15 protein-coding genes and 1 pseudogene are annotated in these 23,552 nt (G+C 70.1%); 11 read left to right on the top strand and 5 right to left on the bottom strand.

What is annotated here, in order from left to right:
- The 7 genes and pseudogenes from ACZ6ZQ_RS01270 to ACZ6ZQ_RS01240 all read left to right on the top strand — a co-directional run bounded on the left by ACZ6ZQ_RS01270 (position 1) and on the right by ACZ6ZQ_RS01240 (position 7,776).
- Positions 1 to 1,062, top strand: coding sequence for an NAD-dependent epimerase/dehydratase family protein (locus ACZ6ZQ_RS01270; RefSeq protein ID WP_469766468.1), 1,062 nt, complete (start codon positions 1 to 3; stop codon positions 1,060 to 1,062).
- Positions 1,050 to 2,333 carry a DUF4910 domain-containing protein gene (locus tag ACZ6ZQ_RS01265; RefSeq protein WP_469766467.1) on the top strand — a complete coding sequence of 428 codons (1,284 nt, stop codon included), beginning with the start codon at positions 1,050 to 1,052 and terminating at the stop codon, positions 2,331 to 2,333. Before ACZ6ZQ_RS01270 ends, ACZ6ZQ_RS01265 begins: the two co-directional genes overlap by 13 nt.
- Positions 2,330 to 3,628, top strand: a complete 1,299-nt coding sequence (locus tag ACZ6ZQ_RS01260; RefSeq protein WP_469766466.1) for a hypothetical protein — start codon at positions 2,330 to 2,332, stop codon at positions 3,626 to 3,628. Before ACZ6ZQ_RS01265 ends, ACZ6ZQ_RS01260 begins: the two co-directional genes overlap by 4 nt.
- Positions 3,625 to 4,572, top strand: coding sequence for a glycosyltransferase family 2 protein (locus ACZ6ZQ_RS01255; protein ID WP_469766465.1), 948 nt, complete (start codon positions 3,625 to 3,627; stop codon positions 4,570 to 4,572). Before ACZ6ZQ_RS01260 ends, ACZ6ZQ_RS01255 begins: the two co-directional genes overlap by 4 nt.
- Positions 4,569 to 5,801, top strand: coding sequence for a polysaccharide pyruvyl transferase family protein (locus ACZ6ZQ_RS01250; protein WP_469766464.1), 1,233 nt, complete (start codon positions 4,569 to 4,571; stop codon positions 5,799 to 5,801). The genes ACZ6ZQ_RS01255 and ACZ6ZQ_RS01250 overlap by 4 nt, the downstream gene beginning before the upstream one ends.
- A pseudogene (gene rfbC, locus ACZ6ZQ_RS01245) lies at positions 5,798 to 6,331 on the top strand (dTDP-4-dehydrorhamnose 3,5-epimerase); the annotation flags it as partial. The gene ACZ6ZQ_RS01250 and the pseudogene rfbC, both read left to right, overlap by 4 nt.
- Before the next feature lie 119 nt (positions 6,332 to 6,450).
- Positions 6,451 to 7,776 carry a glutamate-1-semialdehyde 2,1-aminomutase gene (locus ACZ6ZQ_RS01240; protein ID WP_469766463.1) on the top strand — a complete coding sequence of 442 codons (1,326 nt, stop codon included), beginning with the start codon at positions 6,451 to 6,453 and terminating at the stop codon, positions 7,774 to 7,776.
- A gap of 17 nt (positions 7,777 to 7,793) precedes the next feature.
- On the opposite strand, the gene ACZ6ZQ_RS01235 is transcribed toward ACZ6ZQ_RS01240, so the two are convergent.
- Complete coding sequence (locus ACZ6ZQ_RS01235; RefSeq protein ID WP_469766462.1) at positions 7,794 to 8,477, bottom strand: phosphatase PAP2 family protein; 684 nt, start codon at positions 8,475 to 8,477, stop codon at positions 7,794 to 7,796.
- Positions 8,478 to 9,092: 615 nt separating this feature from the next.
- On the opposite strand from ACZ6ZQ_RS01235, the gene ACZ6ZQ_RS01230 reads away from it, so the two are divergent.
- A complete protein-coding gene (locus tag ACZ6ZQ_RS01230) occupies positions 9,093 to 10,754 on the top strand; it encodes a sigma-70 family RNA polymerase sigma factor (RefSeq protein WP_469766461.1) in 1,662 nt (553 codons plus the stop codon).
- A gap of 17 nt (positions 10,755 to 10,771) precedes the next feature.
- Here ACZ6ZQ_RS01230 and ACZ6ZQ_RS01225 read toward each other — a convergent pair whose 3' ends face one another.
- The 4 genes from ACZ6ZQ_RS01225 to ACZ6ZQ_RS01210 all read right to left on the bottom strand — a co-directional run bounded on the left by ACZ6ZQ_RS01225 (position 10,772) and on the right by ACZ6ZQ_RS01210 (position 18,900).
- Entirely contained in the window at positions 10,772 to 12,586 is a 1,815-nt protein-coding gene (locus ACZ6ZQ_RS01225) for an ABC transporter ATP-binding protein (RefSeq protein WP_469766460.1), read from the bottom strand.
- Between the two features lie 1,058 nt (positions 12,587 to 13,644).
- Positions 13,645 to 15,243, bottom strand: a complete 1,599-nt coding sequence (locus ACZ6ZQ_RS01220; RefSeq protein ID WP_469766459.1) for a sigma-70 family RNA polymerase sigma factor — start codon at positions 15,241 to 15,243, stop codon at positions 13,645 to 13,647.
- Between the two features lie 473 nt (positions 15,244 to 15,716).
- Positions 15,717 to 18,584: a LuxR C-terminal-related transcriptional regulator gene (locus ACZ6ZQ_RS01215; RefSeq protein WP_469766458.1), complete on the bottom strand. Its 2,868-nt coding sequence runs from the start codon at positions 18,582 to 18,584 to the stop codon at positions 15,717 to 15,719.
- Positions 18,585 to 18,669: 85 nt separating this feature from the next.
- On the bottom strand, positions 18,670 to 18,900 hold the full coding sequence (locus ACZ6ZQ_RS01210) for a hypothetical protein (protein WP_469766457.1): 231 nt from the start codon (positions 18,898 to 18,900) through the stop codon (positions 18,670 to 18,672).
- 355 nt (positions 18,901 to 19,255) lie between these two features.
- Between ACZ6ZQ_RS01210 and ACZ6ZQ_RS01205 the strand changes: the two genes are divergently transcribed.
- From ACZ6ZQ_RS01205 to ACZ6ZQ_RS01195, 3 genes are all read left to right on the top strand, one after another.
- Complete coding sequence (locus ACZ6ZQ_RS01205) at positions 19,256 to 19,708, top strand: ATP-binding protein (protein ID WP_469766456.1); 453 nt, start codon at positions 19,256 to 19,258, stop codon at positions 19,706 to 19,708.
- A 411-nt stretch (positions 19,709 to 20,119) separates the two neighbouring features.
- Positions 20,120 to 21,871 (top strand): sigma factor, encoded by a 1,752-nt coding sequence (locus ACZ6ZQ_RS01200; protein ID WP_469766455.1) that lies wholly within the window; start codon positions 20,120 to 20,122, stop codon positions 21,869 to 21,871.
- 77 nt (positions 21,872 to 21,948) lie between these two features.
- The gene (locus ACZ6ZQ_RS01195) at positions 21,949 to 23,439 is read left to right on the top strand and encodes a hypothetical protein (protein WP_469766454.1); all 1,491 of its coding nucleotides are present in this window, start codon (positions 21,949 to 21,951) and stop codon (positions 23,437 to 23,439) included.
- The last annotated feature ends 113 nt before the right edge of the window (positions 23,440 to 23,552 follow it).

Genomic DNA, 23,552 nt, shown 5'->3' with positions numbered 1-23,552 from the left:
TTGCGCGTACTGCTGACCGGGCACCAGGGCTACCTGGGCACCGTGATGGCCCCGGTCCTCGCGGCCACCGGGCACGAGGTCGTCGGCCTTGACGCCGGCCTGTTCGCCGACTGCGTGCTGGGCGAGCCGCCCGCGGACCCTCCCCCAGTCGGCGCTGACGCGCCTGTGGGCGGTGCCCCCAGGCAGCGGGTGGACCTGCGCGACGTCACGGCCGACCACGTGGCCGGGGTGGACGCCGTGATCCACCTGGCCGCCCTGTCCAACGACCCGTTGGGATCGCTGGCGCCGGAGCTCACCTACGACATCAACCACCACGCCTCCGTACACCTTGCCCGGCTGGCCCGCGACGCCGGAGCGCGGCGCTTCCTGTACGCGTCGACCTGCTCCGTCTACGGCACCGCCGGCGGTGACGACCTGGTGACCGAGGACGCGCCGCTGCGCCCGGTGACGCCGTACGCGGAGTCCAAGGTGCGCGTGGAGGACGACCTGCACGCGCTGGCCGACGGCGAATTCAGCCCGGTGTTCATGCGCAACGCCACCGCCTTCGGTTACTCACCCCGGTTGCGCGCCGACATCGTGCTGAACAACCTGGTGGGCCACGCGCTCCTGTCCGGCGAGGTGCTGGTGCTCTCCGACGGCACCCCCTGGCGCCCGCTGGTGCACGCCGCCGACATCGCGCGGGCCTTCACGGCCGCGCTGACCGCGCCGCGCGAGGCGGTGCACGACCGGGCGTTCAACATCGGCAGCGAGATCAACAACGTCACGGTCGCCGAGATCGCCGAGCAGGTCGCCGAGGCGGTGTCCGGCTCGAAAGTGCGGATCACCGGGGAGACCGGTGCCGATCCGCGGTCGTACCGCGTGGACTTCTCCCGGTTCCGCGCCGCGATCCCCGGCTTCGACTGCGAGTGGACGGTGAAGCAGGGCGCGCTCGAACTCGCTGACGCCTACCGGAAGTTCGGCCTGACTCGGGAGGACTTCGAGCAGCGCTTCACCCGGCTCGCCGTGCTGCGCGCGGCGTCCGACGCCGGCGCCGTCGACGACACCCTGCGGTGGCGCCGATGACCGCGGCCGGCGAAGAGATGCACGCGCTGGTGGAGCGGCTGTACCCGCTGTGCCGGAGCATCACCGGCGACGGTGTGCGCGCCACCCTGGAGATCGTCGGCGAGTACGTCCCGTTGCAGGTGTACGAGGTGCCGACCGGGACGCAGGTGCTCGACTGGACGGTGCCGCAGGAGTGGAACATCCGGGACGCGTACATCGCCGACACCGCCGGCCACCGGGTCGTCGACTTCGCCGCGTCCAGCCTGCACGTGCTCGGCTACAGCGTGCCGGTGTCGGCGACCATGCCGCTGTCCGAGCTGCGTGCACACCTGCACACCCTGCCGGACCACCCGAGCTGGGTGCCGTACCGCACCAGCTACTACAAGCCGGAATGGGGGTTCTGCCTGGCCCAGGAGACCTTGGACGCGCTGCCGGACGGCGAGTACGAGGTGCGCATCGACTCCACACTCACCGATGGCCACCTCACCTACGCCGAGCACGTGGTTCCCGGGCAGGTCGGCGACGAGGTGATCGTCTCCTGCCACGTCTGCCACCCGTCGCTGGCCAACGACAACCTGGCAGGCATCGCGGTGGCCACATTCCTGGCCCGGGCGCTGGCGGAGGAGAAGCCGTACTACACCTACCGGTTCCTGTTCGCGCCCGGCACCATCGGGGCGATCACCTGGCTGGCCCGCAACGCGGAGCAAGTCGAGCGGGTCAAGCACGGCCTTGTGCTGGCCTGCGCCGGCGACTCGGGCCAACTGACGTACAAGCAGAGCAGGCGCGGCGACGCGGAGATCGACCGGGTGATGCGGCATGTGCTGGCCGCCTCCGAACGCCCGTACCGCATAGCCGAGTTCACTCCGTACGGCTACGACGAGCGGCAGTTCTGCTCGCCCGGGTTCGATCTCGGCATGGGCTCGCTCAGCCGGACCCCGAACGCCGGCTACCCCGAGTACCACACCTCGGCGGACAACCTGGACTTCGTCTCCCCGGAGGCGATGGCGGACACCCTCGCCGTCTGCCGCGAGGCATTCGCCGTCCTTGACCGCAACCGGCGGTACGTCAACCTCAGCCCCTACGGCGAACCCCAGCTGGGCCGACGGGGGTTGTACGACTCGCTCGGCGGCCGCAGCGACGCGAAGCAGGCCCAGATGGCCATGCTCTGGGTGCTCAGCCTCTCCGACGGCGAGCACAGTCTGCTGGACGTCGCCGAGCGGTCCGGGCTGCCGTTCGACACGGTCGCCGTCGCGGCCGACGCCCTGCACGGCGCCGGGCTGATCAAGGCATGACGCCGATGACCACCGAGGAGGAGAAGGCGACGGCGCCGGCCGGATCAGCCCGGCGGGCCTTCGTCGGCCGGCTGTCCTGGGGGCTGGCCGACCAGGCGGCCTCCAGCATCAGCAACTTCGCGGTGGGGATCTACGTGGCGCGCTCGCTGGGGGTGACCGCGTTCGGCGTGTTCAGCCTCGCCTGGGTGACGTACGGCGTGGTGCTCAACGTCTCCCGCGGCCTGGCCACCGATCCGCTCGTGGTGCGCTTCAGCGGCGTGTCGGACGCCTCCTGGCGCGGGGCGGTGGCCCGGTCGTCGGGTACCGCAATCGGCGTCGGTGCCGCCATCGGTGCGGCGTGTCTGGTGGTCGGCCTCGCTCTCGGCGGCCGCGTGGGGCCCGCGTTCGTCTGTCTGGGCGTCATGCTGCCGGGGCTGCTGCTCCAGGACGCCTGGCGGTACTCGTTCTTCGCCGCGGGCACCGGGCGGAAGGCGTTCGTCAACGACCTCGTATGGGGCGTCGCGCTCGTCCCGGCCATGGTCGTGGCGGCCCGCGTGGGCAGCGTGGCCGCTTTCGTGCTCGCCTGGGGCGCGTCCGCCACGGTGGCCGCCGGGTACGGCTGCGTCCAGTCCGGCATCCGGCCCCGGACGACCCGGGCACGCGGGTGGCTTCGCGAGCAACGCGACCTCGGCTACCGGTATCTCGTCGAGAACGTCAGCCTCAGCGGCGCGAGCCAGCTGCGTGCGTACGGGCTCGGCGCGATCGTCGGGGTCGGCGCGGTGGGTGCGGTCCGGGGCGCCGAGCTCCTGCTCGGCCCGTTCCTCGCCGTGCTGATGGGCCTGTCACTGGTCACCGTCGCGGAGGCGGCACGGGTGCTGCGGCAGGCCCCGCACCGCCTCGGCACGTTCTGCCTCCTGCTGGGGGGCGGACAGGCCGCGGCCGCGCTGCTCTGGGGCGGGGCACTGCTCCTGATGCCGGACCGGCTCGGCGAGCTCGTGCTCGGCGACGTCTGGCACTCCGCCGCACAGCTCATCGTGCCGGTCACCCTCGGCGTCGCGGGCGCCGGCCTCGGCACCGGCGCGGCGGCCGGGCTGCGCGCGCTCGGCGCGGCCCGGCGCAGCCTGCGCTGCCAACTGTTCGCCTCCGCCTGCTATGTCGGCGGCGGACTCGGCGGGGCGACCGTGGGCGGCACGGCCGGCTCGGCCTGGGGCGTCGCCGCCGCGACCGTCTGCAGCTCGGCCGTGTGGTGGCTGCAGCTGCGGTCCGCCCTGCGCGAGCGCCACCACATCACCATCCCTGAAGTGAGGACGCAATGACCGCCCATCCCCGGCTGAGCATCGGCCTGCCCGTGTACAACGGAGAGGAGTACCTCGCCGAGTCGCTCGACGCCCTGATCGGCCAGACCTACGAGGACTTCGAGCTGGTCATCTCCGACAACGCCTCGACCGACGGGACCCAGGACATCTGCCGCCGGTACGCCGAGAAGGACTCGCGCATCCGGTACATCAGGCTGCCCCGGAACATCGGCGCCGCGCCGAACCACAACTATGTGTTCACCGAGTGCCGCGGCGAGCTGTTCAAGTGGGCCTCGCACGACGACCTGTACGCCCGGGACCTGCTGCGGCGCTGCGTATCGGTGCTGGACGAGCGGCCGGACGTGATCCTCGCGCACAGCGGCCAGGCGGTCATCGACGGCGAGGGCCAGGTCAAGGTCCCGTACGAGTACGGGCTCGCCACCGACTCGCCCCACGCGCCGGAGCGCTTCCGCAGCCTGCTGTTCGAGCCCGGTGGAGACGACTTCTACGGGGTGATGCGTGCCGACATGCTGCGCCGGGTGAGGCCGCACGACAGCTACCACCACGCGGACCGCACGTTCGTCGCCGAGATCACCCTGCACGGGCCCTTCCACCAGGTGCCGGAGCTGCTGTACTTCCGCCGCGACCACCCCACCCGCGCCGAGCGGGCGAACCCTTCCAAGCGCTCCCGATGCGTCAACCTGGATCCGCGCCGGGCAGGCCCGCTGCACCCGACACCCCGGCTGCTCGCCGAGTACGTCTGGGGCTTCGCCTCGGCGATCCGGCGGGCACCGCTGTCCCCGGACGACCGGCGCGCGTGCTACCGCCACCTGGCCGCATGGATGACCAGCCGGGTCCGGCCGGGCGCCGGCGAGCGGGTCGAGGACCGCGCCCCGGTCGACCCGGCCCGGCGCACTGTCTCCGTCGACGCTCTCGTCGCCGGCCGTGAGGGGAGGCAGGGTTGACGTCCGCGCACAAGACCCCGGTGCGCGTCGGGGTGTTCGGCCTGCTCGGCTCCGGCAACCTCGGCAACGACGGGTCGCTGGAGGCCGTGCTCGGGTACCTCCGCGCCGTGCACCCGGACGCGGTCGTGGACGCGCTGTGCGGCGGACCCGAGGTCGTCACGGCCCGGCACGGGATCCCCGCGACGCGGCTGCACTGGAACCGCGGGGAGTACCGGACCGCGTCGCGGGCGGGCGCAATCGCAGCGAAGGGTCTGGGCAAGCTCGTCGACGTCTTCCGCACCGCCTCCTGGGTGCGCCGGCACGACGTGGTGATCGTGCCGGGCATGGGCGTCCTGGAGGCCACGCTGCCGCTGCGGCCGTGGGGCTTCCCGTACTCGCTGTTCCTGCTCTGCGCGACCGGCCGGCTGCTGCGCACCCGGGTCGCGCTGGTCGGCGTCGGAGCCGCCCCGATCGGCAACCGGCCGACCCGAGCGCTGGTGCGCTGGTCGGCGCGCCTTGCCACCTACCGCTCGTACCGGGACGTTCAATCCCGCAACGCGATACGGGAGATGGGCGTGGACACCGCGCGCGACGAGGTCTACCCGGACCTCGCGTTCGCCCTGCCGACGCCGTCGGCGAGCGCGGCATCGGGTCCGCCGGGCCAAGTCTGCGTCGGCGTCATGGATTTCCACGGCGGCAACGACGACCGCGCCCGGGCCGAGGAGATCCACCGGCGCTACCTCGACGGCACAACCCGCTTCGTCCGCGCGCTGGTCGAGGACGGCAGGCCGGTCCGGCTGCTCACCGGCGACGAGTGCGACGTACCGGTGGTCGCCGCGATCCTCGACGCGGTGGACTCGCCGCTGGTCACCGCCGCCGAGACGGCCTCGCTGGCCGACCTGATGAAGGAGACGGCGACTGCCGACACCGTGGTGGCCACCCGGTACCACAACCTGATCTGCGCGCTGAAGGTCGGCACGCCGACGCTCGCACTCAGCTACGCGGCGAAGAGCGACGCGCTCATGGCCCGGATGGGCCTGGACGCCTACTGCCACCCGGCTCGCGAGGTCGACGCCGAACGGCTGCTGGAGCAGTTCCGGGCGCTGGAGAAGCGCTCGGCGGAGCTGCGGCGGACCCTCGCCGAGCGAAACCTGGCCGCCGCCCGGCAACTCGATCACCAGTTCACCGCCTTGACCTCGGCCCTGTTCCCGGCGGCCGACCTCGCCCACGCCCGGCAGGAGACTTCATGAAAGCGACCGCAGTCCCGGAGATCTCCGGCGCGTACCTGTTCGAGCCGACGCCGTACGCCGACGAGCGCGGCTTCTTCTGCCGCACTTTCGACGCCGACGTGGTCCGCTCGGTGGGCCTCGACCCGGACGCCTTCGTCCAGGACAGCCTGTCCCGTTCGGTCCGGGGCGTGCTACGCGGCCTGCATCTGCGCTCCGGCGCCGGCGAGGCCAAGCTCGTCCGGTGCTCGTACGGGAGGATCTTCGACGTCGTCGTCGACCTGCGGACGGACTCACCGACCTACCGCAACGTGGCCTCCTTCGAGCTGTCCGGCGAGACGCAGGTGACCTTGTACATCCCGACGGGGTGCGCGCACGGCTTCCAGGCGCTGACCGAAACCGCCGACACCTCGTACCGGATCGACCGCCCGCACGATCCGGCCGAGGACGTGACGATCGCCTTCGACGACCCGGAGCTCGCCGTTCCCTGGCCGCTGCCGGTCACATCGATGTCCGAGCGGGACCGGAAGGCGCCGGGACTTGCCGAGGCCCTACTGCATCTCCCGGGGGATGACCCCCGGACCCCCAGCAGGACAAGCAGGTCAGCCGGGGTCCCCGGTGCGGACAACGCAAAGCGAGCCAGTGTCAGGAACACAGAGAAGTGAGGTCGGCCGTGACCACCGAAGAGTTCCGGCTGCCCCGGTCGCGGATGGCGAACGAGCGGCTGCACGCCATGATCCCCGGGGGCGCGCACACCTACGCCAAGGGCGACGACCAGTACCCCGAGAACCTGGCCCCGGTCATCAGCCACGGCCGCGGTGCCCACGTGTGGGACATCGACGGCAACCGCTACGTCGAGTACGGCTCCGGCCTGCGGTCGGTCAGCCTCGGCCACGCCCACCCACGCGTGATCGAGGCGGTGCGGCGGGAACTCGACCGCGGCAGCAACTTCGTCCGGCCGTCCGTCGTGGAGATCGAAGCCGCGGAACGCTTCCTGGCCACGGTGCCGACCGCCGAGATGGTGAAGTTCGCGAAGAACGGCTCCGACGCCACCACCGCCGCGGTGCGCCTCGCCCGCGCCGCCACCGGGCGTCCGCGGGTGGCCATCTGCGGCGACCATCCCTTCTTCTCCGTCGACGACTGGTTCATCGGTACCACGCCGATGTCCGCCGGCATTCCGGCGGCGACCACCGACCTCACCGTGGCGTTCCCTTACGGGGACCTGGCCGCCACGGAGGAACTGCTCACCCGGTACCACGACGAGGTCGCCTGCCTGATCCTCGAACCCGCCGCTCACACCGAGCCGCCGCCCGGGTACCTCGCCGGCCTGCGCGAGCTGGCCGACCGGCACGGCTGCGTACTGATCTTCGACGAGATGATCACCGGCTTCCGCTGGTCCGAGGCGGGCGCCCAGGGCCTGTACGGCGTCGTCCCCGACCTCTCCACGTTCGGCAAGGCGCTGGGCAACGGATTCGCCGTCTCCGCGCTGGCCGGGCGCCGCGATCTGATGGAGCGGGGCGGGCTGCGTCACTCGGGCGACCGGGTGTTCCTGCTGTCCACCACGCACGGTGCGGAAACGCACTCCCTGGCAGCCGCGATGGCCGTGCTCACCACCTACGTCGAAGAGGGCGTCACCGCGCGGCTGCACACCCTCGGCGAGCGGTTGGCCGCCGGTGTCCGCGACGCCGCGGCCGCCATGGGCGTCGGCGACCACATCGTCGTCCGGGGCCGGGCCAGCAACCTGGTCTTCGCGACCCTCGACGAGAACCGGCAGCCGTCGCAGCAGTACCGCACCCTGTTCCTGCGCCGGCTCCTCGCGGGCGGGGTGCTGGCCCCGTCGTTCGTGGTGAGCAGCGCGCTCGACGACGCCGACATCGATCACACCGTCGACGTGGTGGCCCAGGCATGTGCGGTGTACCGGAAGGCACTGGACGCCGCGGACCCCACCCCCTGGCTGGCCGGACGACCGGTGAAGCCCGTATTCCGCCGCTTGGCGTGACGTGACGTGACGTGACGTCAGCGATGGTCCCGCCGACCGGCGTCGGCCATCCGATCGACCATCCGGTCAGCCATCCGGTCGACCAGCCACGCGGTCGCCGGTATCACCGCCAGCGCGGTGCACCAGCCGCCGAGGACGTCGGTCGGGTAGTGCGCGCCCAGGGCGACCTGCGCCCAGCCCATGGCGGCGCCGCCAACCAGCGCCGCGGCGAGCACGAGTGACATGCCGGCCGTCCTGCCGAGGCCGAGCCGGCCGGTCACGAGCAGCGCCACCACGAGGGCGAGCGCGGTGAGGAAGGCGGTGTGCCCGCTCGGATAGGACAGGTTGTCGGCGCCGTGGATGGTGCGTCCCACCAGGGACTTGAGCAGCGTCGCCGTCCCCACGGTCAGGCCGGCGCCGGCCACGATGAGCACCGCTGCGCGAGGACGCCGAAGCAGCAGGCAGCCCGTCACGGCGGCCACGACCAGCGTCGCCGCTCCCACGGGCTCCCCCAAGAAGTCCGTGGTCAGAGCGACGTGCCGGCACGGCGACCGCACACCGTCCACCGCCGACTGGATCCACGCGTCCACGCTGCCAGGCTCGCTGTGGCCGGCGTACAGGACCCCGAGCACGACGACCACCAGCGCGGCGAGGGCCGCAATCAGCCCGAGCCACCCGCGCAGCAATGGGGGCAGCACCGCGCGCGCCGACCGGCCGGTCACACGCCCACCGCGTCCGGTCGGGCTGCGGTGCTCTGCCGTGATCGGTAGATGGGGTCCCGGATCCTGGCTTCTTGAGGCAGGGTGAGGGCGCGGCCCTTCACCTTGACTCTCCGGCCGAACGACCCAACGCCACTGACGCTGGTCGACGGGGCCTTCGGCTTCTGCCAGCGCCAACTCCCCACCAACGAGCCCCCGTCGTGTCTGACTTGGCCCGCGCGGGAGCCATCAGCCTGCGCAGCCCCGAACTCGCCGGCCTGTCCATCACCCTGGCCAAGGGCATGGGAATCACTCTCTACTTGCCACCCTAACCAACAATGCGGTCGCGGCAAACCGCCGTCAAAAGGTCCGTCACGGCCCCCAGGCACGACCGGAGAGCGCACCGCCGACCTCGAGACCCCATGTCATCAAGTTCAGGTGAACTCTACGGTTCACGGTGGAAGGGACTGTGGGCGACCACGAGAGTCCGCGGAAGAAACCACAAGATCAGCCCCCGGAAGGAGACCATCGGGGGCTCAACCGGCTCCCGGCCTCGACCCGACTCATCCGAAGCGCTTCCGTCGGTATTCGAACATCGTCCACAATGCCGTTTCCCCCTCAGGAAGGCCCTGATGACACATGCCCGATGACCACGAGCTCTCCCCGTCCGACGCTCAACTCACAGCACAGGCACGGGAGTCGGTGTCCGACGAGCCGACGGCTGAGCTCTACCGGCGGCACCGGTCCGCGGTTCTGTCCTACGCGCTCGCGTGCTGCCGCGATCGGCACACGGCCGAGGACCTCGTCTCAGAAGCCTTCGCCCGCACGCTGCAGGCCGTACGGTCCGGCAGCGGTCCGGAGGCCTCGTGGCGCCCGTACCTGCTCACCGCCGTCCGCCGCATCGCCGCCGAGTGGGCGGGCACGGCTCGCCGCACCGAACTGTCCGCCGACTTCGAGCAGTGGCTCGCCAACCTGCCCGACACCCCCGATCCGGAGAGCGGCGAGGAGCGCGTTCTCCGCCTGGAGGACAACAGCCGCGTCCTACGGGCCTTTCGCTCGTTGCCCCAGCGCTGGCAGGCGGTCTTATGGCACACCGCCGTCGAGGAGGAGCCCGCCTCCAAGGTCGCGATCCTGCTCGGCATGGGTGCGAGCGGCGTCGGTTCGCTGGCGTCGCGCGCCCGGGAGGGTCTGCGTGAGGCCTACCTGGCGGCCCATGTCGAGAGCACGTCCGTGAGCGACGAGTGCCGCCGCTTCAGCTCCCTGCTCGGGGCCGCCGTGCGCCGCACCGGCCGTCGAAGGAACAAGGACCTCGACCGGCATCTGGCGGAGTGCGAGGGCTGCCGCAGCACGCTGATCGAACTCACCGACCTCAACCAGCGACTGGGCTCGGCCCTGCCGGCCGGGGTCCTGCTGTGGGGCGGCTCGGCGTACGTGGCGGCCCGGATGGCCGAAGCCGACGCTAGTGCCGCGGGTACGGGGATCGCATCCCCTGAGCCCGACAGCCCCGTCTCCTTGGACGGCGATACGGGGTGGTGGTCCCGGGCCATGGGCTCCCCCCTGCGCTCGGGGGCGCTCGCGGGCGGCGCGGTCGCCACCGTCGGGCTCGCCGTCCTCGTCCTGCCGACACCTTTCGATGACGACGGCGAGGGCTCGGCACCCCGACCCATGGCATCCAGGCCGCCGCTGACGGTCATCGAGCATCCGCCGCCCGTCACCCTCACGGTCACGCCCTCCCCATCGGCGCCGCGCCAGGCGAAGCCGTCCCCCACAGTGTCGGACACGACAGCCGAGCAATCCGCGAACACCAGGGTCGACCTGGGGGCCGTCCGCTGGTCGGGCAGCCTGCGCAACCATGGAACCGGCACGTGCGTCGAACCAGCCGGCACGGCAGTCGTCCAGAATGCGTGCGACAAGAGCAGGGACCAGGTCTGGGAGACCTTCGCGTTCAAGGAGAACAAGGACTTCACCTGGCTGCGCAACGCCGACACGGGCCAGTGCATCGACTACCTTCACGTCCCCAAGGAGGAGTACGACAACGGCGTCGTCAACCTGCTCATCGTGATGGGCCCCTGCCGGGCCGACGGCGAAGGACAGCTGTTCCGCTTCGACTTGTGGGGCGAGTCCGACGGCAGCTACCGGGTGCGTGCCGCACTCGACGACGGCAAGCCCTGGGACGAGATGCAACTCGGCAGGCAGGAGTGGTGGCTGAACGACTCGCCGCCTGCGAAGGACGCCCGCGTCGTACTCACGTACAACTTCTACAACCACGAACAACTCCGCTACCGCATCGAGCGCCTGTGACGCCCACGAGCCTAGGTTCATCGCATCGTCCAGGCGCGGAGCACATCAGGTGAGGGAGTGATCGTCGTCAGCGTTCCCGAATCGACCTCGATGACGGTGTCGGCGTAAGCGGCCAGTCGCAGGTCGTGAGTGATGAGGAACGTGGTGCGCTCGGTGGTCAGGCGGCGCAGCGGCTCCGTGATCCGCTCCGCGGACTCGTCGTCCAGACCCGATGTGGGTTCATCAAGGACGAGGACGGGTGCGTCACGGATCATGGCACGTGCGATGGCCAGCCGACGGCGTTCCCCTCCGGAGAGGAACTGGCCCTGCCGACCGACCGGAGTGGCGTACCCGTCGGGCAAGGCGCTGACGAAATCGTGCGCGTCGGCGGCCTTGGCGGCCGCGGTGATCTGCTCATCGTCGGCGTCAGGGCGGCCGTAGGCGATGTTCTCCCGGATCGTCCCCTCGAAGAGCATGCTGTCCTGCGGCAGCAGGCACACGTTCTGGCGCAGTGACGCCGCCGTCATATGGGCTGTGTCCAGACCGTCGAGAAGAATGCGGCCGGCCGATGGAACGTAGAAGCGCAGAAGGAGCTTGCTGATCGTGGACTTGCCGGCCCCGCTCGGTCCCGTGATCACAACGAGCTGACCTGGTGCGGCGGTGAGCGAGGCGTCCCACAGCGACGGCCGGGCCGCGCCGGGGTAGAAGAAGTTGACACCTTCGAAGACGATCGAGCCGCGGGCTGGTGGGAGGTTGCCGGGCGGGGCCGGATGGTCGCGGCCCAGCGCGTGTGGCGTCTTCGGATGCCTGACGGAGTCCCGGCGGGACCCAACGGTCGTGCGTCGCAGTCGTAGAGTCTTCCGAAAGTGCGGGCCCCCCGCAGTCCTGTCACGGGTAGTGCGTTCCGCAGGACCGTCCTGGACGGTGCCGAGCCCGTCAGCGGGTCTGCCGACGGGGCGGGCCGCGAGCACCTCAAGGACGCGTTCAGCCGCGGCAGTCGCGGACGACATCTGGATCAGAAGTGCGCTGACCTGCTCCAGTTGGGGATACACCCGCCCGATGTATGCCGAGAAGGCAAGGAGGCCACCGATGGTGAGCTGACCGGTGGAGATCTGCCAGGCTCCGATGCCCAAGACGAGCAGGACGCAGAGGGTTTCGACGAGTCCGCTCAGGGGCCGGTAGACACCGTCCAGGAGCGCTTGCCGCAGGTTCGCACGCATCCATGTCCGCCCTTCGCGGTGCACCCTCGCACGCTCTGCTTCCTGCCGGTTGTATGCCTGGACCACGGGCATGTTGACCAGGTTCTCCTCCAGAAGGGAGGCGAGCTGTCCGTTGCTGTCCCGCTCCTGCCGGGTCGCGGTCCGCATGCGCTTGGAGAATGCACGGGCGACCAGCCAGAACACCGGAGCGGCGACAACTGTCGCCAGGGCGAGGGGCCAGCTGATCCAGAAGGCGGCGGCGGTGAAGAACACGATCTCGAACGCGGCGGTGACCGCTGCTACCGGTGCGGAGGTGATCAGGGATTCCACTGCCTCGATGTCGCCGGTCAGCCTTGCCACCAGGTCTCCGGTGCCACGCTTCCCGAAATAGTCCGGGGGCAGCTTCTGCAGATGCCGAAATGTGTGGTCACGCAGCTGGAGCAGGAAGTGCTCACTCACCCAGTCGGCGAGGTAGGAGCCCGCGAAGCCGGCCAGTCCACCGAGAACCGCCAGGACGAGCCATGCCGCGGCGGGCAGCCAGAAAGCGGAGACCCTGCCGGTGACGAGCACATTGTCGGTGAGATAGGAGACCAGCCAGATGGACGCTGTCTGGAAACCCGCGGAGAGTATGAGCAGCAACAATGTTGCCGCCATGGCGGATCTGTTCTTCCGGGCCAGTGGCCAGAATTGCTTGAAGCTGGCAACGGGCGATGTTCTCGCATGACGGACTCGCTGTCCGCGCATGCTTGCGACTGCAGGCATGGCTGACCTGTTCATCTGGCGCATATCACCGATGCTGGATGGGAGTGCTGCGTCTGTTGATGCCGAGCCGCACCCGGCAAACCGCGGCCGCAGCAATCCATGCTGCGGCCGCGGCTCTTCGTCCGGGCGATCGGAGTCGATGACCGTTGGGAGCGGTGACGGTATCAATCTCCGATTCCTCGTTCAGCGGACTGAGAGACCTCCGGCGCTGTTATCCGCGGGGCCAGCCGTCGGCACCACCGGAATCTCTCAAATCCGCAGGACTGTTACCGGCGGCAGGCGCCCCTGCGGTTGCCCGCACCCCGCCGGCCACGGCCGTTGCCCTGATTCTGGCCACCGACACGCCGACCACGGCCGGCACCCTGCCTGCCACGCCCGGCACCCTGCTGGTCAAGCCCGAAGAAACCAAACCCCATGATTCATTCTTCCTTTCCTTGTTGGATTCAGGGGCCATCAGCCCCCGCCTTCCGGCCGCTTCGATTGACCACCATCGGTTGGTTCATCGGCGACCGTCACCTGATAGTACGGACGTGGAGCCGTGGCCACTCAATCGGAACTCAAGAAAGTTTCCTCCACCTTCTGGCGGAGTGTTACTCCGGGCAGCAGCACGCAATGCTCCGGACAACACGAAAATGCTGGTCGCGAGAATCGCGACCAGCATTTTTATTGGCGAACTCGTTTTGTCTCGGACGACTCGGATCAGCGACCGAAAGGTGCCGGGGCAGCACCGTGGCGACGAGCATTCGTCCCTAATGGCACTTTCGGTGTCCGGTGTTCACGAAAGCACCCCCTGACGGCACTGCACGCGGCTCGGGCAGTCCGCCCAGGCATTGACAAACTTATGGGCGCCGGGCAGGACTTGACCATCCGTAGCGCCACATCACGGATACTCAACAAATTGCGCCCGGAGGTCGCCGGCCATCTGCACACCACCGGCTCTCGGAGCCGCGTCAGCTGATCGTCCAGCGCTGTAAGCCCGCTTGGCTGTCGGTCGCCTGAGTGACGAGATCCCCGTCGTTGGACCCCGCGACCGTGAGTACCAGGCCGCTGTGTTTTGCGAGGATCCTGCCGTCGGGGGTCACCGTCCACTTGGAGTTGTCGCCACCGTCGAGTGGATACTGGATGACCGGCGTCCCGCTGCTTGTCGCCGCGTCCTTCACGTTCAGGGCCAGGCCGGTTGCCACGTTGACGATCTCGTAGGTCCCGTCGGCATTGGGCGTGAACCGCCAGTCCTGATGGTCGACACCGGCCGAAGACCACTGGTCGAGCTGCGTGCCCCAGTCCCGAGAAGCGCCGGGAACGTTCAGAACCTTGCCCGAACCGACGTTGGTCACCTGGTAGATGCCGTTCAGGGAGGGTGAGGGTGAGGGCGAGGGTTTCGCCGTCGTCGACGGTGTGACCGAGGGCGTGGGACGACCCTCCTCGGCCGTAGGGCCGGCCTCAGGCGGGGAGGTAGTGGAGGAAACATCGTCGGAAGGTGTGGGCGTGTGCGCGATGGGCTGTCGGTGATCGGGGCCGGTGGGGGCCGGCTCGGGCTGCGACTGCGTGGGCGGAGACGTCTTGCCGTCGCCGTCGAAGGGCGCGGGCAGGCTGAGGATGGAGAGTCCGACGGCGACAACGACGCCCCCGGCGAGAGCGCCCGAGCGGAGTGGGGTCCCCGTCGCCCAGGGCCACCAGCCCGTTCCACTGTCCGGTGTGCCGGATACCAACGCCCCACCGGCGGCGCTCGCACCGGCCTCGGCCATCCGGGACGCCGCGTACGCCGACCCTCCCCACAGGAGCACCCCGACCGGCAGCGCGACGCCCAACCGCCTGTTCAGGTCGGCGAGTTCGACCAGGGCGTCACGGCAACGCCTGCACTGTGCAAGATGCCGGTCGAGGTCCTTGCTCGTACGGCGGCCGCTGCGGCGCACAGCGGCCCCGAGCAGCGAGCTGAAGCGCCGGCACTCCCCACTCAAGGAGGCACTCTCGGCGTGCGCGGCCAGGTATGCCTCGCGCAGCCCCTCCCGCGCCCGGGATGCCAGCGAGCCGACACCACTCGCGCCCACACCGAGCAGGGTGCCCACCCTTGAGGCGGACTCGTCCTCGACGACCGTGTGCCACAGAACGGTCTGCCAGCGCTCGGGCAGCGAACGAAACGCCTTGAGGACAAGGCTGTTGTCCTCAAGGCGCAGTAACCGCTCTTCGCTGCTCTCCGCCTTGCCGGTCTCGGGCAGGTTGGCGAGCCAATGCTCGAAGTCGGGGGACAGGTCGATGTGGCGAGCCGTGCCCGCCCAGTCGGCGGCGACGCGGCGGACAACCGTGAGCATATAGGGGCGCCAGGCGGTCTCGGGTCCGCCACCGCGCCGTACGGCTTGCAGCGTACGGGCAAACGCCTCCGAGACGAGGTCCTCGGCAGTGTGCGCATCACGGCAGCATGTGCGTGCGTACGCGAGTACCGCCGGCCGGTGTCGTCGGTACAACTCCTCCACCGCCGCGTCCGAGCCCAGCTCCCTTACCGTCCTGATGAGTTCGGCGTCCGACGCGGCGATATCGTTGTCAGCGGGCATGCGTGACAAGGGCCTTCCTGTGTGCCAGGGCGAGGGTGGGTGGTGCGGACGGCGTTCGAGCGGTGCGTGACGTCGCCTCGGGCCGTTCCCACACGGGCCGCATGATGGTGCGCAGGCGGTGTACCCGCCCGGAGACCGGGGCTTCTCTTGTGGATCAGCCCGGTTCATGAGTCGCCGCGCAGCCGTGCGGAGCAATGCTCCGGTCCGGAGCGCGACCAATCTTGCCGCCGCAGTCCTGGTCGGCAATAAGGAGATACCGGACTACCTATACTCAATGAATGTCCGAAAGCCTTCCGTTTTCTTCGCCCTTGTGAAGCACCGCGTTTGCTTGTGCCGCCCCTGCAGGCATGGGGCGGCCAGAGGACGGGCGGCACCGACGAGTGCCGCGGTGGCTGTCGACCGGGACTGTTGTGGCGATGCGATCGCCAAGGCCGTTGGGGCGAGCGATGGCAGAGGGCTCCCCCACCGCCTGTTCAGCCTTCCGGCTCCTGGTTGCGGACCGTGCGCGACGCCAGGTCATGCCGGTTGAGTGCACCCACCTTTCGCATGGCGCGGGCCACATGCTGCTCCACCGTCCGCGGGGACAGGTGCAGGGTCGCCGCGATCTCGCGGTTGCTCAAGCCGGCACCGGCGAGTTGTGCCACCTCCTGCTCGCGCGGCGACAGCCGCTCGTCGTAGCCGGGCCGGCCCGGCGGGCGACGGCGCTGGTCACTCTGATGGGCCCGCAGTTCCGCTCGTACTCGAGCGACGTCCCATGTCGCGCCGAGCGCCTCGAGTTCGTGTGCCGCGTCGGACAGGTCCTGGATGCCCGTGGCGGCCTCCGAGCCGCCTGCCAGAGCGCATCGTCCACCGGCCTCTGCTACGAGGGCCGCCTCATAGGGCCGGGGAAGCGCCTGGTAGTACCCACGGGCGCGCCGGAAGCACTCCATTGCTGCCTGGAGTTCGCCGTCCGCCGCGGCCAGCAGCGCCCGGCACCACATCAGTGCCGCCGTGGCCGCGGGTGCCTGTTTGCCCGCTGTGCCTGCCTCGAAGTCGTCGGCCATCTCCCGCGCCGCGTCCAGGTCCCCCGCCCGGACCGTTGCCTCGACAGCCCATGGGGCCAGCTCGGCCGCCCAAACCCACACGGCCTTCGCCCGCACCCTGGCCCAGGCCCCAGCCGCCTCGCGGGCCGCGGCCCCGAGGTCCTGACGGGCGAGGGCGAGCCTGATCCGCCCTCCTGAGGCCGCCGCCGCCAGCGGTATGCCGCCGTCGTCCCAGGACAGGGCGGTGCAGGACAGCCAGTTGCCCACGTGTGCCCAGTCGCCCTTCGCCAGGGCGAGCAGGCCGAGCACCAGTCCGGCATCGCCCTCGATCCCCGATACGGGGTCCTCGCCCCCGGTCAGCGCCCGCGCCCGGGCGGCCAGACCCGCCCAGCGGCCTGCCATCATGTCCAGGAGCACCGAGGTGCACTGTGCCGTCTGTTGCGTGTACGGTCCCCCGCTGCGCGCGGCCAGTTTCAGGCTCTCGGCCAGCAGGTCGCGTGCTCGTGTGTACTCGCCGAGCCAGATGGCCGCGTCCGCGGCGTTGCCCAGACCACGGGCCGAGTGCCGGACCACCCGCGGGTCGTCGCTGTTGCGGGGCAGTTGCTCCAGGCGTCGCCACCCGTCGGGGTCGCCGACGCTGAGCAACACGGTCACCCGGTTCGCCGCGACCGCCACCTGGACCCCTCGATCCCCGCTCTCGGCTGCCGTCTCCTCGGCCCGCGCCAGCCATTCGAGGTTGTCCGCCAGCGGGCCGGTGGGCCAGTAGGGCAGGGCAAGGGCCGACATGGCCCGTGCCGCCAGTACCGGGCGGGACGTCAGCTCCTCGACCGCCTTGAGGAGTTCGGTGCGTCCCTCGCGGCACCGCCAGGCCTGGTTGCCCAGGATCAGTCCGAGGTCGAGCCGGATCTCGCCCCGCACGCCCTCAGGCAGCTCGGGGTCGCCGACCACCCGGCGCAGGACCTCCACCGTCTGGTCGGAGCGCAGCCCGAGAACCGCGCTGTGTGCGAGCATCAAGGCGAGCCGGGGCCGGTTCGACCGCATGACCTCAGGATGCGCCAGTGTGGCCTCGAGCAGCGAGATCGCCAGCTGGTGATCGCCGGCCTCGACCGCTTCCCGCGCGGCATTCTCCACGCTCTCGAGCCACTCCGCGCGGCGACCGGACGCGAACTGATGGCGAGCCAGTCGCGCCCACGGCACCGGACGGCGGGCCGCCAGTGCTCCCGCGGCGCGACCGTGCAGCTCGCGCCGCACGGGGCTGGGTACCAGTCGATAGACGGCAGTGGCCTCCATCGGCACCCGGAACCCGTACCGACCGGGTGTCAGCTCGTGCAGCACCGCTTCGGACAGTGCGGTCAGCAGAGAGGCGCGAACGCTCTTCGCCGACAGGCCCGCCACCGAGGCCAACTCGTCCTCGCTCACGCTCTCGTCGAGCACTGCCGCCGCCCACACCAGGCTCCGTGGCTCCTCGTCCAGCGCCGCCAAACGGCCGACCACCGACTCGGCGAGCCGAACCGGCACCTCGGCCTCGTCCACGTCCTTGGCCGTGAACCGCTTCCGGCTGACCTCTGCGGTTCCCGGGCGCGGCACCGGAGCGACCGTCCTGAGCTGCTCCAACAGATCGGCCACGACCTGCGCGATTCCCCCCGACCGCTCGTAGAGCCGGGCGAGGAACGGAGCCGAGCATCGGTCCTCGCCCAAAGCTTCCACCGCCATCCGGTGCACCTCGGCCTCACCGAGTGCCCCTAGCCGCAATCGGATGACGGGCATCTCGGCCGGGTACCCCACCGGTGCGCCCAGCACCAGTCCGGGACGGGCCAGATCCTCTGGGCGGTAGGACAGCACCACCCGCAGTCCGGCCGGCGGATCGGCCAGCAGGGTACGCAGTGCATCAGCGTCCTGCTCGTCCGCACGGTGGACGTCCTCGGCCACCAGCAGCACCGGAGCACCGATGCCGAGCGAAGCCGTCAGTTCTCCCAAGGAGGAAGCCGCGGGCGGAGTCGGCCACGGCGACGCCGCCGGAGCTGCGGTTCGCCGGGCTCTGGGCTGCGGGGCCCCGGAACGACGTGCCGCTCCGGCCTCCGGCCCCGCCGACGCCGTGCCTTTCGCACGGGGGTGGTCATGGACGACGGAAGCACCCGACGCCTTGAAGTTCACCGTCAGGCGAGGCGCCCTGCCGAGCTCGGGCAGAGCGACCAACCACTGCACGAACCTGGTCTTGCCGGTCCCTGCCTCTCCTTCGACCAGCACCAGCACGGGCGCACCCGGCGCGGCCGAGCCCAGCGGCCCTCGTACTGCCGTGTCCCAATCACGCTCACGCATCACGTTCCCCCTACTGTGTTTCCTCGTACTCGAGCTCGACCCGGTGGCCCACCCGGTCCCGGCCGGCCCCGTCACCTGTCCCCTGTCAGCCGCCAAAGGCATCGCCCTCGTGCCCTTGCACGCTTGCCCGGTAGGCCGCCCACGGACCATCGCGAGCGGGTGCCGCGAGCGCGGCGACGGCAGTGCGGCGAACCGTGGTCATCGGGTTCCGGTGCCACGCACCCTCGGGACCACCACCGCCCCGAACGGCAGCGGTCAGGTCGGCGTCGCTGCCGACGGCACCGGAAGCGGGGGTGCCGGTGGTGCTGTTGAGCATGGCGATCATTCTGTGGGCCGTGGGCGGGGCAGAACTTCTTGTGTGATGAAGAGCGTGTTACAGCCACACCATCCCGCGGTGTAACCAAGCCGTTACAAACCAAGTTGACGGCGCGTTGATCCACAACGCGGTGAACGGCGGCGAACGTCTGGAATGTTGCGTATCCGTAATTCGGCACTTCCGCTTGTCCTGCCGGTCGGCGGCAGCCACGGTCGGAGCAATCCCCATCCCCCGACGCCTGTCAGCAGGCACCCCCACGGAGTCCGGCATGGCCACCACCGACCACCCTCGCCGAGCGACAACCGACCGCCCTCGACCGATACTCGTCAAGCCGCCTGGTCCGGCACGATGTCTGGTGTTCCGCATCGCCCGGTCCACGCGCGCCGCCGTACCGGATTTACGGCGATTTGCGCGCCGTGCCGCTCAGCGGTGGGCGGTTCCTGAGGACCATTGCGACACGCTGGCGCTCGTCGTCAGCGAACTGGTCACGAATGTCGTACTGCACAGCGGAAGCCCGGACGTCGCGCTACTGATCACCTTCGACGGCGTCGTCCTGACCGTCGAAGTCACCGACAACGGGCAGTGGCTGGAGGATGACGCCGGAACCCCCGCGCTGGAGCACCGCGCTTCCTTCGGGCGAGGGCTCGAACTGGTCAGGGCTTCCACCAGCTGGTGCGCCGTTCACGCCACCGCGGCCGGTACCCGGGTGGCGGCACGTCTCCCCGTGATCGAGCCGCCCGCGAGTCGTGCGGAGCTCCGCGAGCACAGGGGTTCGACACGCTCCCGGCAATTTCTTGGGTATGGGTGATCCGGTATCCGCTTATTGCCGGTCCCGGACGGTCCGCGGTGAGATCAGAGTGGCGGGGCTTTGCAACGGAGCACTGGCCCTCAGAGCTGCGCTGGTGATTCACGACCTGAGCTCACCGGCCGCCCAGTCGCCGGCGCGGACCGACACCCCTGACGGCCGACTGCCCGCGTCCGGGTCCGGCTCGCGGCGCCGCTGCCCTGCCGTCGACGATCCGCTTCCCAGGATTGCGCCCCGGCGGAAGCACTCACGCGTGCGTCTCCGGCCGCAGCGCGCCCGGTGGCGTCCGGAGCATGAGTCACGCATCAGCCTGATTCAGACCCTGTTCACCACCCCGGACGGCTTCCGAAGCCGTCCGTAGACGCTCGCGTCACCGACCCCAGTCTCATGGAATGTGGAAGGCTTGGCTGCTCCATGGTCGACAAGAAGGACGAACCGCCCATCGGTACCGAACTCGCCGCCACTTCGAGGAACCCTGAACACGACCCCATGGTGGAGGAGTTGTACCGGCGGCATCGTGAGCCGGTGCTCAGTTACGCGTGCACCTGCTGCCGCGATCCGGAGAGCGCCGAGGATCTCACCTCGGAGGCATTCGCCCGTGCGCTGCGAGAAGCCCGGGACGGCAACGGTCCCACGCTCGCCTGGCGCCCGTATCTGCTCACCCTCGTCCGCCGCACCGCTGCCGACTGGGCAGGCACTGCCCGCCGCACCGAGCTGTCCCCCGACTTCCAGCAGTGGCTGACCAACTTGCACGGCAGCCCGGCCGGCAACGCGGAGCCCGAGAGCATGCGGGAACGGATGCTCCGCCTTGAGGACGACAGCCCCGTCCTCAAGGCGTTCCTCTCCATGCCCGAGCTCTCGCAGGCCGTCCTGTGGCACACCGAGGTGGAACGTGAACCGGCTCGGTCTGTCGGTCGCCTGCTCGGCATGGACGAGAACGCCGTGACCTCGCTCGCTTCGCAGGCCGGGCAAGGGCTCCGGGATGCCTACCTGGCAGCGCACGAGCGGGAATCCGGTACCGACGCATGCCGCGGCTTCGGCTCGATGCTGGGCGCCGTCGCACGCCGGGCGGGAGGCCGCACGACCGAGGACCTGGACCGGCACCTTTCGCGGTGCCGCCGCTGCCGCAGGGCGCGGGTCGAGCTCACCGCGATCGACGAGCGGCTCGGCTTCATCCTGCCGATCGGCGTCCTGCTGTGGGCCGGCCCGGCCTATGCGGTGTCCCGGACGGTCGAGGCCTGTCAGAGTGCCGCCGACGGGACCACACCGCCCGCCACGCCTGCCGAACGGATGCTGGTGGACGACGGTACGGACCCGCGGCCATGGGTCCCCGGCTCACCGCTTCGTACCGGGGTGATCGCCGGTGGCATCGTCGCCACCGTCGGGCTCGCGATCCTCATTCTGCCGGTGGTCCTGCAGGATCAGGACGAAGCGGCCCCGGCCTCGTCCTCCCGGGTGGAGGCGGAGTGGATGCCACCCGCGGTCGGTGACACACAGCCGCCGGCCGTCACCCCCACAGTGCAGCAGTCCCCATCCGCATCACTGCCCCGAGCCACACCGACCCCCGCGGCATCGGCGACGGCATCCACCAGACCCACCGCCGCCCAAAGACCCCGGCTCGGAACCGTCATATGGTCGGGCGCCCTCCGCAATGCGGGAGTCACTGCCCAGTGCGTCGAGCCCGCCGGCACAGCCGTCGTCCAGAACCCGTGCAACGGCAGCAGAGCCCAGACCTGGGAGACCGTGTCGTTCAAGGAGAAACCGGGCTACAGCCACCTGCGCAACGCCGCCAGCGGCGAGTGCATCGACTACCACAGAGGTGTCCAGCGGTTGCAGGGTAACGCCGTCAACATCGCCGTCGTCATGGGCACGTGCCGAACCAAGGGGGAAGGGCAGCTGTTCCGTTTCGATCCTTTCTCGAGCACGAACGGCGATGGCAGCTTCCTCCTGCGCGCCGAACTCGACGCCGGCAAGCCCTGGCACCAGATGCAGCTCGGCATGCTCGGCTGGTGGGACGGGAAGGACGCCGCACCGCCGCCGGGAAAGGACGCACCGGTCGTGCTCACGTACAACTACTACAACGCCGTGCGCCTCCGCTATCTCACCGAAGGCCGGGCTCCGGCATCGGGCGGGCGCGCGTACACCGCCGTCGACTCAGCGGAGTGAGCACAGATCACCGACTGTGCAAATCCTGTTGTCTCCCATGGCTGCCAGCTGCCCCGGGACCCAGTGGAAAGGCTCCTATGCACTTGCTCCTCGGCTCGCGACCGCTGCAGCAGCCGCTCTCCGACGCTGCCTTGATGCTCGCGGTACGCAAAGGGCAGATCGAGTCCTTCCGGCTTCTCTACCGCCGCCACTACCCCGCCGTGCAGGCGTACGCCTCCCAGTGCATGGCAGGTCCCCTACGTGCACAAGAGATCACCTCGCGTGTCTTCGCTCAGCTGTTGCAACAGCTGGAGGCCGGGGAGGCGTTCGTCGAACGCCGTCATGCGGGCTTTCTGCGTGTGCAACTCCTGGGGAACGTCCGCACCACCGCGATCGCAAGCTGGCACCGCGAGCCCGAGGCCCTGCTGCCGGACTTCCGGACCTGGGTCGCGGCGGGCGCACGGTGGCCCTGGGGCGAGGACGGCCAACTGGGTGTCGCGTTCGAGCGACTCCCTTCCCTCACACAGCGCCTGCTGTGGCATTCGGTGGTGGAGCAGGACGCCCCCGCTTTGACGGCCCGCATCACAGGACTGGCCACCCATACGGTGAGAAGCGCAAGCGACGAGGCCAGAAGTGCGCTGCGAGAGGCCCGTACAGAGCTGTATCTGGAGCGGCTTGAACTCCCGGACTGCAGGGACACGATCAAACGGCTGACCTTACGGCCGGATGCACCGCCCGCCGCGGAGGTCGCGGCCCATCTGCGCGCATGTGCGGCCTGTATGAGCGTCTACAAGGACATCGCCCAACTCGACTCGCAACTCGAAGCACAGCTGCCGGCACGCCTGCTGGGGTGGTGGACGGGGCAGCAGTACCTGCGTGCCAAGGCCGCCATCCCCGTACCCCTGGGCGATCCGCCGTTCCTGGCAAGGCTGCTGGGGCAACCGTCCACCGATACCTCCACGGAACGTACGCGCACACGCCGGGCCGCCACACGCACGGGCCCGGCGGGCGGACGTGGAAGGAGGCGCTCATCCCGGCTGCGCGTCTCCCTGCCCACTGTGCGCGGCGGCCGTTCCCGGGCCACTGCCGCCGTGACGGGTTTCCTCGTCGGCATCGGTACGGGCCTGCTCCTGCTGACCGCTTGCAACCAGGCGGACGGTCCGCAGACGGATCCGCCGCCACGACAGTCGCCACCGCCCACGCTCTCGGCCCGAACCGGCGTCCAGGCCGGTCAGTACACCTCACAGCAGGACACTGCCGCGGGCTCCACCTCCGGCAGTCGGCGCCTCGGGTCCTCCTCCATGCTGCGGTACGACCGGGTCCGCTTCTCCACCGAAGAAAGCACCGCCCGGATCAGACTCGCAGGTCCACCGGACAGGGGCGCCTGGATCGAGCTGAGGCTCGATTCCCTGGCCCAGGCCCCGCTGGCCCAGATCGAGCCCCACACCGACGGTTCCGTGACCAACGTTTCGGTGCCCATAACCCCTGTCGACGGCGTGCGCCCTGTCTACGTGGTCGCCCACTGCCCGACGAACACCAAGAAGTGCATCGAGCTCCAGTCCTTCGGCACCGCGCCGTCCAGTCGTTGATCCGCCAAGTGCATCCACCCCGGGCTCGACCACCCGCGCCGTCAACCTGCGCGAAGACGTCGTGTGCCAGGCGCTGGATTCATGGATCGCCCGGGCCTTCACACCGGACCGGC

This window comes from Streptomyces sp. NPDC053673 (assembly GCF_055585225.1).
This window is presented reverse-complemented; position numbering and strand designations above follow the sequence as displayed.

Excerpts from the sequence above, each read along its gene's own strand:
- ACZ6ZQ_RS01260 (WP_469766466.1), top strand. The coding sequence starts at position 2,330 with ATGACGCCGATGACCACCGAGGAGGAGAAGGCGACGGCGCCGGCCGGA.
- ACZ6ZQ_RS01255 (WP_469766465.1), top strand. The coding sequence starts at position 3,625 with ATGACCGCCCATCCCCGGCTGAGCATCGGCCTGCCCGTGTACAACGGA.
- ACZ6ZQ_RS01230 (WP_469766461.1), top strand. The coding sequence starts at position 9,093 with ATGCCCGATGACCACGAGCTCTCCCCGTCCGACGCTCAACTCACAGCA.
- ACZ6ZQ_RS01225 (WP_469766460.1), bottom strand. The coding sequence starts at position 12,586 with ATGGCGGCAACATTGTTGCTGCTCATACTCTCCGCGGGTTTCCAGACA.
- ACZ6ZQ_RS01220 (WP_469766459.1), bottom strand. The coding sequence starts at position 15,243 with ATGCCCGCTGACAACGATATCGCCGCGTCGGACGCCGAACTCATCAGG.
- ACZ6ZQ_RS01215 (WP_469766458.1), bottom strand. The coding sequence starts at position 18,584 with ATGCGTGAGCGTGATTGGGACACGGCAGTACGAGGGCCGCTGGGCTCG.
- ACZ6ZQ_RS01210 (WP_469766457.1), bottom strand. The coding sequence starts at position 18,900 with ATGCTCAACAGCACCACCGGCACCCCCGCTTCCGGTGCCGTCGGCAGC.
- ACZ6ZQ_RS01200 (WP_469766455.1), top strand. The coding sequence starts at position 20,120 with ATGGTCGACAAGAAGGACGAACCGCCCATCGGTACCGAACTCGCCGCC.
- ACZ6ZQ_RS01195 (WP_469766454.1), top strand. The coding sequence starts at position 21,949 with ATGCACTTGCTCCTCGGCTCGCGACCGCTGCAGCAGCCGCTCTCCGAC.